Below are 11855 nucleotides of genomic sequence, written 5' to 3'. Positions count from 1 at the left end.
ACCGCGACAGGAAGCATCCCTTGGACACTGCGCCCATAAATTACGAATTGCATCCATAGAGGAGAAGGCCACAGAGCCATACAAACCAGTGATATTGACCCGTTGAAACCATGCTCAAGAGACGGAATGCCGAACCATCAGCGCAAAGTAACCGCCTTGGTCAGATAGGTGCTCAATCGTATAGCCAGCCATTCTCAAGCTGTCGGGCACCTGCTCGATAGGTTCACCCGCATCCAGCCAAACCTCTAGCAATTGGCCTGGCTGCATATTTTCAAGCTTGAGCTTCGTTCGCACAAAATTCAACGGGCAAGGGGTGCCTCGTAAATCAAGCTTGGCATCAGGAACGCCCAATGCTTCAGCCGTTGGGGCATCACTCATGACTGAAACAGCCCCCCCAAAAAACCGATGCCGCCTTTGCCAGTGCGATCGCCACGAATTTTGGCCAGTTTCTCCAAGAGTTCTCGCTCTTCAGATGAAATACGGGTTGGAATATCTACCACAACGGTAATTAGGTGATCACCTCGGCTCGTTGGATTGCCCAAGCGAGGTACGCCATGGTTTTCGAGGGTCAGCACAGTTCCAGGTTGAGTTCCAGGAGGAATCGTCGTCTCCACAGACCCATCCACAGTATTCACTTCCAGCCGAGACCCAAGAATGGCTTGCAAGTAGCTAATCTTCAGCTCCGACAGAATGTTGATGCCGTCTCGCTGAAATTCAGCATCTTCATTAACAAATAGATAAACGTACAAGTCACCCGGAGGACCACCCCGCAGACCAGAATCGCCTTCGGAAGAGACTCGAAGACGGGTGCCATTATCAACCCCAGCAGGAATTGTAATCTTGAGTTTTTTGGCTTCCTGCTTGAGCCCTTTGCCTCCGCACACATCGCATTTATCTTCAATGACTTGGCCAGTGCCTGCACATGTGGGGCAAGCGGATACCTGCGTAAAACTGCCAAACGGTGTGCGCGTTGCCCGACGCACCTGACCCGAACCACTACAGGTTTGACAGGTCTTCGGCCGGGTTCCGGGCTTAGCGCCACTACCACTACATGTAGTGCAAGTTTCTAGGTGGCTAATCCGAATTTCCTTTTCGCCACCAAACACCGCATCACGGAAATCAAGCTTGAGGTCAAGCCGAAGATCATCACCACGGGTTGGCCCAGTCCGGCGACGCGTTTGGGGTCCACCAGCTCCCGAAAAACCACTGAAAAAACTTTCAAAAATATCAGCAAAGCCGCCAAAATCTCCGAAGTCACTGAAATCTGGGCTGCCAGCAGCACCAACTCCTGCCTCGCCAAACCGATCGTAGCGGGCTTTCATTTCTGGATCAGAGAGAACTTCGTAGGCTCGGTTGATTTCCTTGAACTGCTCTTCTGCCCCTTCTTCTTTATTAACGTCAGGGTGATATTTGCGTGCCAAACGACGGTAGGCACGCTTCAACTCTTCTTTGTCGGCATCACGGGAAACGCCGAGAATTTCGTAATAGTCTCGGGGCATAGAGCGCGGTTTTAGGGGTTAATGACTAGTGGAACCACAACGAGCTAGTCAACAGCCTCATAATCAGCTGTTACTGTTTCGTCATTCTCAAAATTGTAATCTTCATCAAAGCCACTGTGTGGTTCGAATTCAGAATCTTCGCTGTCACTCTCCCAAACGACGGTCTCGGTTGCTTCAGCATAGGGCTCGTACATTTCTTCGTCGACCGCAACCTGTTGATAGACCGCTGAGCCAATTGCAAACAGTGCCTGTTGTAGGGCATCCATCGCATCTTTCAGCTCGTCCACATCAACACTGCGATCGGCGATCGCGGCTCTCAAATCTGCAACCCGCTCTGCAGCCTGAGCTTTATGCTCTTCAGGAATCACATCCCCATTATCTCGAAGCGTGCTTTCATAATTTGCGAATAGGACATCAGCTTGGTTACGCAGCTCAACCAACTGCTTACGCCGCAAATCGTCCTCAGCATACAGATCGGCTTCTTGCTTCATGCGTTCTACTTCCGCCTCGCTCAAGCCACCTGTGTTCGTGATGCGAATACTCTGCTCACGTCCGGTTCCTTTGTCGCGCGCCGCAACTTGCATAATGCCGTTTGCATCAATTTCAAAGGTCACCTCAATCTGAGGCACGCCGCGAGGTGCTGGCGGAATTCCAGTTAGCTGAAACTTACCCAAACTCTTGTTGTCCTTTGCCATGGCACGTTCTCCCTGCAGCACATGGATTTCAACAGAGGTTTGGCCATCCGTTGCAGTCGAAAAAACTTGAGTTTTGCTGGTGGGAATTGTCGTGTTCCGCTCAATAATTTTCGTAAAGACTTCGCCTAGGGTTTCAATTCCTAATGACAACGGTGTCACATCCAGTAGCAACAGATCTTTGACCTCACCACCAAGCACACCCGCCTGAATGGCGGCACCCAAAGCCACTGCTTCGTCAGGGTTGACTGAGCGATCGGGCGTTTTTCCATCAAAGAAAGCCTTAATTGCTTCTTGAACGGCAGGGATGCGGGTCGAACCACCAACCAGAATGATGCGATCCACATCATCGGGAGTCAGGCCACAATCCTTGAGCGACTGGGCAACAGGCTCCATGGTGCTTTGCACAAGGCCACTCACCAGTTCCTCAAATTTCGCCCGCGTCAGCTCCATTTCCAAGTGCTTTGGCCCTGTTTCATCCGCGGTGATAAAAGGAAGATTGATTGAAGTCGTCAGCATATTTGACAATTCAATTTTGGCTTTTTCAGCTGCCTCTCGCAGACGCTGAAGCGCCATTTTATCCGTAGACAAGTCAATGCCTTCTGCTTCTCTAAAGGTATCAATCAACCAACGTACAAGCGAGTTGTCGAAGTCATCACCACCTAAATGGTTGTTACCCGAGGTGGATTTCACCTCGAATACGCCATCACCAAGCTGCAGAACTGACACATCAAACGTGCCACCGCCTAAGTCGAAAACAAGAACGGTCTGCTCCTGGTCTTGCTTATCCAGTCCGTAGGATAGTGCTGCGGCAGTGGGCTCGTTGATAATGCGCAGCACTTCCAAACCGGCGATCGTTCCAGCATCCTTCGTGGCCTGTCGCTGTGCGTCGGTAAAGTAAGCAGGAACCGTAATTACGGCTTGGGTTACCTCTTCACCTAAGTAGCTCTCCGCATCTTGCTTGAGTTTTTGCAAGATCATGGATGAGATCTCTTGAGGGGTATAGGTCCGTCCTCTTACCTGCACATCAACCGTGTCATCTTTTCCCTTGACACTGGTGTAAGGGACTCGGGTACGTTCCTCGCTGGTGTCATCCCAACGGCGACCAATAAATCGCTTAATGCTGTAGATCGTGTTCTCTGCATTGGTCACGGCTTGTCGTTTGGCTAGTTGTCCTACCAATCGTTCGCCTGTTTTGCCAAAGCCCACAATGCTTGGAGTGGTACGTCCTCCTTCCGAGTTGGCGATTACAACAGGCTGTCCGCCCTCTAGGACGGCAACACAACTATTGGTCGTACCGAGGTCAATGCCAATGACTTTTCCCATGATTTAGTGGCTCGTAGTTGTTCAAGTCAATGAGTTCAAACGTCTAGAGCTGTTCACTCATCTTCTAAGGGAGTATTCCGCAATTGTTCGGGAATCCGATCAGATTTAGTTAAAGTTTTTTCAAACTGGCCGGAAATACCCAAAAAATCTTGGGCTACCCATCTGCTTACTCCTCTGAAGTCTCTGCGCTGTCGCTCTCTAAATCGTTAGCAGATTCCTCTGGAGCAGATGCCACCTTAACCATTGCATGGCGTAACACCCGTTCACCCAGCATATATCCCCGAACCAGCTCTTCTATCACTGTGCCTTCAGGGTGCTCAGCCGTTGTCTCTCGCATAACAGCTTCATGAAGATTGGGATCAAATTCCTTGCCTTCACACCGCATTTGAGCCACGCCAATTCGCTTAAGACGATCGACCAAATCTTTGTAAACCCCTTGATAGCTCTTATGCATCGCCAGGGCTTCTTCGCCCTGAGGCTTGAGCTGCGATCGCGCACGCTCAAAATTATCTACCACAGGCAAAAGCTCAACAACCGTAGCGCACTTCACATGAAGTTCTAAATCTTCTTTTTCCTTCTGCGTGCGCTTTCTGAAGTTATCGAAATCCGCTGCCATGCGCATAAATTGGCTGTTGCGATCATCTAACTGCATCTGCAAAGACTCAAGCTGTTTCTTCAGCTCAGCGATCGCCATCTGACCTTCATCCGAGCCTGCTGCACCAGCAGCCCCCTCTACGCCCTCAGGAGAAACAACCGTCGATTCACCTGAAGCGACCGATTCAGTACCCCCCGACTCAGAGGCAAAACTCTCTGAAACATCAGATACGTGATCTTGCATCTCTTGCACCTGTTTATCCTCGTTGACCATGTTCTACGTTCATCCAAACTCAAAGCGGTCTAAGAATAGCGAGTCAGCCTAGCCTATGCTATACAGAAATGCATTGTCATAGAATGCCTGCAAGCAGCTATCCGTCAATATTACTCAGACACTTGGCCTTACAGGGATATTCTATCTACTTGTTTGCAGATTGCTGCGGTTCGGGCAACCGTCAACAATCAGACTAGCCACCCTTTTCAGGCTGAGCCTACTTCAATCACGTATTTTTCTTCAACCGCCCATCGCAATCCCAACACAATTCAGCAATCGTTACCGGAACCATCAAGCCCAAGATATCATTGCAACCATCATCATCAGGTAGCAGATTTGTCTGGGCGAATCTCCGCAAGCTGAACGCTCATCAAAGCTCATCATCAATATATAGAGAATCAGAACCCGCAGAAGTCAACAGATTAACTCAGTTCCAGTCCGCCAAAGCCTACAGCAAAAGACATGTTTCGTAACATAGTACACAAATTCACACGTATTGAATAACGCCTCCCCCATACTTGGAGCCTCCCCATGTCTGTTCAACCTGATGACCTGCCTCACAGCATCTTGTATCAGCCTCACAAACAAGTCAAATTATGAACGAGATGTTAATTTCAATCGAGTTTTAAGGGAATACTCTACTCAGCTACAAGGATCTCTCACTCAGTATGGCCAACCCTCCTTCTCAGCGACGTGCCCTAGTCGTTCAGCAAAATTTCTCTCCCTTTAGCAATAAGCTAGTCCAGTCTGGCTTCGTCAATTCCGAGCAAATGCAGCAAGCGCTGGTAGAAAGCCGGAAATCAGGGAGACCCCTCACTGAAATTTTGGAATTGATGACTGGGCAGCAACTGCCCCCTGACTTACTTCGCCAATACAAGAAGCAACAACTGTTTGAGCTCAAAATTCTTTACGGGGTTGAATCGCTAGATCCGGAAATCAGCCAAGTTTCCACAACCTACGTTGGCCAGCTTATCGATACCCTGATTCCCGTAGACCTGTGTCGTCGCTATCGGCTCATTCCCTTAACCAAAGACGACACTGACCCACCATCGGTTTTGGTGGCCATGGTCGATCCAGATGATTTGGCCGCACAAGACGATCTCAACCGGATTTTGCGACCTCAGGGCTTGGCTTTAACACGCAAAGTCATCACTAACGAAGACTACCAGCGCATCATCTCGCAATACCTAGACGAGCAGGTTGAACGCCAGAAGCAAATTGATCAGCAAGCTAAAGTCGATGTTCAGGCCGATTTGGAAGGGTTAGACTACCTCAGTCTGGAAGAGGCACCTGACGACCTAGATGCCAACCTAGACGTAGCGCTAGAAGATGCCGAGGCAGCTCCTGTTATAGCCCTGGTCAACAAAATCCTTGTCAAAGCTTTGCAAGAAAGTGTGTCCGACATCCACATCGAACCGCAAGAAGAGTCGCTACGAGTACGCTTCAGAAAAGACGGGGTACTACAAGAAGCATTTCCACCCTTTCCCAAGAAAATTATTCCTTCAGTGACAGCCCGATTCAAGATCATCTCCGATCTGGACATTGCTGAACGACGCATGCCACAGGATGGACGGATCCGCCGAATTTTTGACGGACGCAAGGTCGACTTTCGGGTGAGTACGTTGCCCAGCCGCTACGGAGAAAAAGTTGTTTTACGAATCTTGAACAACTCGGTCACCCAGCTTGGACTAGATAAACTCATCACCGATACTGAAACGCTCAATATTGTTAAAGATATGGTGGCGCGTCCCTATGGCCTCCTCCTTGTGACAGGCCCAACAGGCTCAGGAAAAACGACGACGCTGTACTCTGCCTTGGCTGAACGCAATAGCCCTGGAGTAAACATTAGTACTGCTGAAGACCCGATTGAGTACTCGCTTCCAGGTATTACGCAGGTTCAAGTGATTCGCGAAAAAGGCATGGATTTTGCATCCATTCTGCGCGCGTTTCTGAGGCAGGATCCAGATGTGATTCTGGTGGGTGAGACGCGAGATAAGGAAACGGCCAAAACTGCGATCGAAGCCGCTTTAACAGGTCACTTAGTGCTCACGACCCTACACACGAACGATGCAGCAAGTGCAGTCGCTCGATTGGAAGAAATGGGCGTGGAATCGTTTATGGTATCTAGCTCCTTATTGGGAGTGTTGGCCCAGCGATTGATGCGGCGCGTCTGTCCCGATTGCCGCATTCCTTATCAGCCTTCTAACGAAGAACTTGGGCGGTATGGCTTAACGTCTTCACACGATGCCGGCATCACTTTCTATAAAGCAAACACGCTGCATGCCGAAGAAATTCAAGAGGCTCGCACCAAAAATTCACTCTGTGCTACTTGCAAAGGAGTTGGATACACAGGGCGCTGCGGTGTTTACGAAGTGATGCGTATTACCGAGCGGTTGCAGGCTCTCATTACCGAAGGAGCGCCAACCGAGCGTATTAAGGAAGTTGCTGTAGAAGAAGGGATGAAAACGCTCTTAGCCTACAGTTTGGACTTAGTACGTCAGGGGGTGACTACGCTGGATGAGGTGGAGCGCGTTACCTTTACCGATACAGGGTTGGAAGCTGAACTGAAAGCTCGTCGCAAGAGCTCGTTGACGTGCCGCAACTGTAGTGCCGAGCTCAAGCCAGAGTGGTTGGATTGCCCATACTGCACGACACCTCGTTTTCAAGAGTAGACCGTCATCCAGTATTGATGGCTGACATCTGTTGATGCTCAGCCACCCTACCTGTGTAGGCGAATCGTTCCGCGCATGTTGATCAAAGATTTTGTAGCCTGGCCCGTTAGTAGATTCTAGGGAGAAGATCGATGGAATTCATGATTGAGGATTTAATGGAGCAGTTGATTGAGATGGGTGGCTCAGACCTCCACTTATCTGCTGGGATTCCTCCGTACTTTCGGATTAACGGCCATTTAACCCCGGTTGGAGATGAACCACTGACTGCTGATCAATGTCAACGCTTGATCTTCAGCATGCTGAATAACACTCAGCGTAAAAACCTAGAGCAGAACTGGGAGCTGGACTGCTCATATGGGGTAAAAGGATTAGCTCGTTTTCGGGTCAATGTATACAAGGATCGAGGGACCTATGCTGCGTGTTTGCGGGCACTCAGCTCCAAGATTCCCAGCTTTGAGAAGTTAGGCTTGCCCGATGTGGTCCGGGAGATGGCCGAAAAGCCGAGAGGATTGATTTTGGTGACTGGGCCTACAGGTTCGGGGAAAACCACCACGCTGGCGGCCATGATTGACTTAATCAACCGCACCCGCGCTGAGCATATTCTGACGATTGAAGACCCAATTGAATTTGTATATGAGCCGATCAAAAGCTTGATTCACCAGCGTCAACTTGGTGAAGATACAAAGAGTTTTGCCAACGCGCTGAAGGCCGCTCTGCGGGAAGATCCTGACATTGTACTCGTGGGTGAAATGCGGGACTTGGAAACCATTCAGCTTGCAATTTCGGCCGCAGAAACCGGTCACTTGGTGATGGGAACGCTACACACAAGTTCTGCTTCGCAAACGGTGGACCGGATTATTGACGTGTTTCCGGCTGAGAAACAGCAGCAGGTTCGCGTTCAGCTATCAAACTCGCTGGTTGCAGTATTCAGCCAAACGCTGGTGCCTCGCAAGAACCCCAAGCCGGGTGAGTTTGGTCGTGTGATGGCTCAAGAGCTGATGGTGATTACTCCTGCGATCGCCAACTTAATTCGTGAAGGAAAAACATCGCAAATCTACTCCGCCATTCAAACCGGAGGAAAGTTAGGGATGGTTACGCTCGAAAAGGTGCTTGCCGATTTGTACAAAGCGGGTACCATTTCTTTTGAATCGGCAATGTCCAAAACTTCTCGTCCTGATGAGCTGCAACGGTTAATTGGAGGCCCGATGGGAGCAACAGGCGCTCGCGCTGGTGCCCCGATGCCTGCCCGTTAATCACCGGAGAAACTGTGCTCAACACGTTATCCTTCTGGAGCCTTTCTAATTTGTTGCACTGTGTGACGGTTTGAAAGGAACTCATTATGATTGGAGAACGAGTTGAGCACATTGGCTCATGTTGCCGCTGCGCTAAATCGTCAAGACTTTGACCTAAAGGTGACCGTATGCCAACCTACGTTGTTCGAGCAAGAGATGCTAAAGGTAATCCTGTTCGGCGAAAGATTAACGCTGAGACACCTGTAGATGCGCGCACAACTTTGCGATCGCAAGGGTTGTTCGTTCAGGAGCTGACTGAGGATCGAAACCTGCTCGATACCCTGAAAGCCACTGACATGAAAGAACTTGGGACCATGATGGCCAAGGTCACCGTCAAGGATAAAGCGGTGTTCTCTCGGCAGTTTGCAGCGTTGGTCAACTCTGGGGTGGCCCTTGTGAGAGGTCTGGGCATTTTGGCAGACCAGTGCCCTAATCCCAAGCTTAAAAAAGCACTTCTAGGGATTAGCGCCGATGTGCAACAGGGAACCAATTTGTCGGAAGCAATGCGCAAACACCCCAATTGCTTTGACGGGCTGTACGTCAGCATGGTGCAAGCCGGCGAGGTGGGCGGTGTGCTTGATGACGTGCTCAATCGTCTTTCAAAGCTGCTAGAAGATATTGCGCGGCTGCAAAATCAAATTAAATCAGCCATGGCGTATCCAGTTACCGTCGGCATCATTGCCGTTCTCGTGTTCTTGGGTATGACCATTTTCTTGCTACCTATCTTTGCAGGGATTTTTAACGAACTGGATGCAGACTTGCCTGCCTTCACTCAGTTCATGATGAACATCAGCGATTTTCTTCGTACCCCGATTTACATGATCACGTTCATCGTGGCGTTGTTTTTGTTGGTATTTGCCATCGGTCAGTACTACAAAACTCCCAGTGGCCGCATGAACCTCGATCGTCTAATGCTCAAACTCCCTTTGTTTGGGGAATTGATTCAAAAGAGCTCGACGGCCCGTTTCTGCCGGACGTTTGGCGCGCTGTCTAAATCTGGGGTTCCTATCCTAACGTCGCTTGAAATTGTGCGAGATACGGCTGGCAACGCTGTGATTTCTAGTGCCGTTGACGAGGCCCGGAAAGAGGTTCAATCCGGCGGCATGATCAGCTTAGCCCTTCAGCGTGAGCGTGTTTTCCCAATTATGGCCATTCAAATGATCAATATTGGGGAAGAAACCGGGGAGATTGATCAGATGCTTATGAAGGTCGCTGACTTTTATGAGGATGAGGTGGAGCAGGCCGTGAAGGCGCTCACCAGTATTATGGAGCCCATCATGATTGTGTTTTTGGGCGGTATGGTAGGTTCCATTCTGGTTGCGATGTATCTACCCATGTTTGCCGTGATGGATAAGATCAAGTAGTCAGTGGCTCTTAAGCTGACACTTTTCTGAGCTACCACAGGGAATGGTGATTAAAAAAGCGTATTACGAAGAACTGCTGGCTGAGTACAGCGATCACTATGGGGCGATCGCGCTGTTGAAGCATCATCGCCCCTATTTAGAAATGATTCCGAGCATGCGTCGGCCAGATGAGAGCGTGATTACGATTCCGCTTCCCATCGTGCGTGTGCGCCAGCCCGCAGTGCAATCTGAGGCAGGCATTGCCGTTAAAGGTGCAACGGATACGTTGAGGATGCCGTGCGATCTGGCCATTCTGATGTGTGACCCAGAATGGAAGATCAAAACCGGAGTTGAGATTTTGATCTACATCCATCGGCCTGACGAAGATTTTTCTGATTTGCTGGGGCGGTGGCGGCAGACTCAAATTTTGCTGCACCGCGAATATGAGTGGGTTATGCCCCATCGGTATCAGCACATCTTGAATGAAGTGGCTGAAGACACCTTTCCGCTGTTCATTGTCTTTTCGGAAACGCCAGAGCGCATTCGCAAGGGGCTTCATGGTGCTGGACTGCCGTATATTGAACAATCCCTTGATGTGTTTGATGCAGAAGATTTAGAGATGGAACGTGGCGATCGCTCCTCTTCCTTGCATCGGCAATCCACGTCCGATTCCTCTGGAAATACCTCTGAGGGCGGCACCCATTAGGGTAGGGGCGATTACCACAGCTCAACCGTTCAATTATCATCCAGCAGGGTTAAAAGGCTTGGGCACAATATGCTTAAGCCTTTTGTAGCTGTTGCCAGTGTCGTTAGAACGGGGACAGTTTTGAGGTTCCTTGCCATGCTCAAACCTATGTCGAATCGAAATGGCGATCGCTAATGAATGACCGTCCCCACCGTGTTGAGTTGAAGAATACGGAGAATCGGATTGACCCCTTCTGCCATCCAGCAAGACTGCATTGCCTGAGCCACAGCCTCGGCCTGCTCTTGCGGAGCTAAAGCCAGTAGGGTCGGCCCTGCTCCGCTAATGACCATTCCGTAGGCACCCGATGCGATCGCCCCCTGCTCAACAGCATCGTAGCCACGAATCAGCGCTTTACGATAGGGCTGGTGCATTCGATCCTGTAGCGCTGTACGCAGCCATTCCGCATTGCCCGTTTCCAGCCCACGCAGCAGCAAACCTAAGTGGGCCATGTTAAAAATTGCATCAGCACGGCTCAACTCCTTAGGCAGAACCCGTCGCGCCTCTGCTGTTGATAGCTCAAAGTTTGGGATCGCCACTACAGGAACGATGGATTTGTGCCAAACTACGTCACAAATCGTCCACTCGTTACCCTGCGTAGCCGATAAACGGCAGCCTCCAATGAGCGCAGGAACCACATTATCAGGATGGCCCTCCATGGCGATCGCCAACTGCATCACCTCGTCTCGACTTAAGGGCGAACCCGCCAGCGCATTCGCACCCACCAATCCACCCACAATCGCTGTTGCAGAACTACCCAATCCCCGCGCTAAGGGAACATCCAGCTGAATCGAAATCTGAACAGCCGGTGGCGCTTGATCAATTGCTTGATAGAGTTTCACAAAGGCTTGATAAGCAAGATTGTCCTCATCTCGTCCTACTCTTTCAGCCTCAACACCTGACACATCAATTTGCAACACTTGCCCGGTCGTTAATCGAGAAAACTGAAATTGATTGCCCAGAGTCAAAGCGGCTCCCAAACAATCAAATCCAGGGCCAATATTTGCGGTGGTACCTGGGACCGTCAGAGTAACAGTGTCAAGCATAAATAGACAGAAACGAAGAGTAACGAGTGGGCTAAAGGCTTTTTTTGAAATGGGCTCCAAAGCTTGTGCTAACCCCGCACAAGTAAATCACTGTATCAGCAATTGCTCTCATCCGCGATTCACTACAGGACTTACGTAGTTGAATGATTTTTCGGATGAAGTGCGTAAGTCCTACACGAATTTTTAGCGTTCGATGAACGAATCGGTGGCTGTATTGGCTATAAAACGATATTTTTCGAAAACCTTGCTAAGAGCTGATTTATGAATGAAATCTTAAGCTCCTAATCTTCGAAGCATCAGCCGCAGTAAGGAGCCATAAATCATCGCTTCACTGACCTCTGAATACACCTCATAATCCTTGCTCAACCGCCTGAA

General features: G+C 49.9%; 9 protein-coding genes and 1 pseudogene. 4 read left to right on the top strand and 6 right to left on the bottom strand.

Going from position 1 to position 11855, the window contains the following annotated elements; genetic code table 11:
- Positions 1-114: 114 nt before the first annotated feature.
- The 4 genes from ACQ4M4_RS20395 to grpE all read right to left on the bottom strand — a co-directional run bounded on the left by ACQ4M4_RS20395 (position 115) and on the right by grpE (position 4355).
- The gene (locus ACQ4M4_RS20395) at positions 115-378 is read right to left on the bottom strand and encodes a sulfurtransferase TusA family protein (RefSeq protein ID WP_430686301.1); all 264 of its coding nucleotides are present in this window, start codon (positions 376-378) and stop codon (positions 115-117) included.
- The gene (gene dnaJ / locus ACQ4M4_RS20390; RefSeq protein WP_430686300.1) at positions 375-1499 is read right to left on the bottom strand and encodes a molecular chaperone DnaJ; all 1125 of its coding nucleotides are present in this window, start codon (positions 1497-1499) and stop codon (positions 375-377) included. Before dnaJ ends, ACQ4M4_RS20395 begins: the two co-directional genes overlap by 4 nt.
- A gap of 44 nt (positions 1500-1543) precedes the next feature.
- The gene (dnaK, locus tag ACQ4M4_RS20385; RefSeq protein ID WP_430686299.1) at positions 1544-3517 is read right to left on the bottom strand and encodes a molecular chaperone DnaK; all 1974 of its coding nucleotides are present in this window, start codon (positions 3515-3517) and stop codon (positions 1544-1546) included.
- 166 nt (positions 3518-3683) lie between these two features.
- Positions 3684-4355 carry a nucleotide exchange factor GrpE gene (gene grpE / locus ACQ4M4_RS20380; RefSeq protein ID WP_430686298.1) on the bottom strand — a complete coding sequence of 224 codons (672 nt, stop codon included), beginning with the start codon at positions 4353-4355 and terminating at the stop codon, positions 3684-3686.
- Positions 4356-5053: 698 nt separating this feature from the next.
- On the opposite strand from grpE, the gene ACQ4M4_RS20375 reads away from it, so the two are divergent.
- The 4 genes from ACQ4M4_RS20375 to ACQ4M4_RS20360 all read left to right on the top strand — a co-directional run bounded on the left by ACQ4M4_RS20375 (position 5054) and on the right by ACQ4M4_RS20360 (position 10398).
- Positions 5054-7057, top strand: a complete 2004-nt coding sequence (locus ACQ4M4_RS20375; RefSeq protein WP_430686297.1) for a GspE/PulE family protein — start codon at positions 5054-5056, stop codon at positions 7055-7057.
- Between the two features lie 131 nt (positions 7058-7188).
- A complete protein-coding gene (locus ACQ4M4_RS20370; RefSeq protein WP_430686296.1) occupies positions 7189-8310 on the top strand; it encodes a type IV pilus twitching motility protein PilT in 1122 nt (373 codons plus the stop codon).
- A gap of 167 nt (positions 8311-8477) precedes the next feature.
- Positions 8478-9713 carry a type II secretion system F family protein gene (locus ACQ4M4_RS20365; protein ID WP_430686295.1) on the top strand — a complete coding sequence of 412 codons (1236 nt, stop codon included), beginning with the start codon at positions 8478-8480 and terminating at the stop codon, positions 9711-9713.
- Positions 9714-9756: 43 nt separating this feature from the next.
- Positions 9757-10398, top strand: a complete 642-nt coding sequence (locus tag ACQ4M4_RS20360; protein ID WP_430686294.1) for a hypothetical protein — start codon at positions 9757-9759, stop codon at positions 10396-10398.
- A 170-nt stretch (positions 10399-10568) separates the two neighbouring features.
- Here ACQ4M4_RS20360 and thrB read toward each other — a convergent pair whose 3' ends face one another.
- Together thrB and ACQ4M4_RS20350 are read right to left on the bottom strand one after the other, a co-directional pair.
- Positions 10569-11480, bottom strand: coding sequence for a homoserine kinase (gene thrB, locus ACQ4M4_RS20355; RefSeq protein WP_430686293.1), 912 nt, complete (start codon positions 11478-11480; stop codon positions 10569-10571).
- Between the two features lie 273 nt (positions 11481-11753).
- A pseudogene (locus ACQ4M4_RS20350) lies at positions 11754-11855 on the bottom strand (IS5/IS1182 family transposase); the annotation flags it as partial.

The organism is Leptolyngbya sp. AN02str (assembly GCF_050565595.1).
Classification (GTDB): Bacteria; Cyanobacteriota; Cyanobacteriia; order Elainellales; family Elainellaceae; genus Kaiparowitsia.
The sequence above is the reverse complement of the archived record's forward strand: the minus strand, read 5'-3'. Positions and strand labels throughout refer to the sequence as shown.

Bases quoted from the DNA above. Each gene is read 5' to 3' on its own strand.
- ACQ4M4_RS20395 (WP_430686301.1), bottom strand. From the start codon at position 378: ATGAGTGATGCCCCAACGGCTGAAGCATTGGGCGTTCCTGATGCCAAG.
- ACQ4M4_RS20370 (WP_430686296.1), top strand. From the start codon at position 7,189: ATGGAATTCATGATTGAGGATTTAATGGAGCAGTTGATTGAGATGGGT.
- thrB (WP_430686293.1), bottom strand. From the start codon at position 11,480: ATGCTTGACACTGTTACTCTGACGGTCCCAGGTACCACCGCAAATATT.
- ACQ4M4_RS20365 (WP_430686295.1), top strand. From the start codon at position 8,478: ATGCCAACCTACGTTGTTCGAGCAAGAGATGCTAAAGGTAATCCTGTT.
- ACQ4M4_RS20375 (WP_430686297.1), top strand. From the start codon at position 5,054: ATGGCCAACCCTCCTTCTCAGCGACGTGCCCTAGTCGTTCAGCAAAAT.
- grpE (WP_430686298.1), bottom strand. From the start codon at position 4,355: ATGCAAGATCACGTATCTGATGTTTCAGAGAGTTTTGCCTCTGAGTCG.
- dnaJ (WP_430686300.1), bottom strand. From the start codon at position 1,499: ATGCCCCGAGACTATTACGAAATTCTCGGCGTTTCCCGTGATGCCGAC.
- ACQ4M4_RS20360 (WP_430686294.1), top strand. From the start codon at position 9,757: ATGGTGATTAAAAAAGCGTATTACGAAGAACTGCTGGCTGAGTACAGC.
- dnaK (WP_430686299.1), bottom strand. From the start codon at position 3,517: ATGGGAAAAGTCATTGGCATTGACCTCGGTACGACCAATAGTTGTGTT.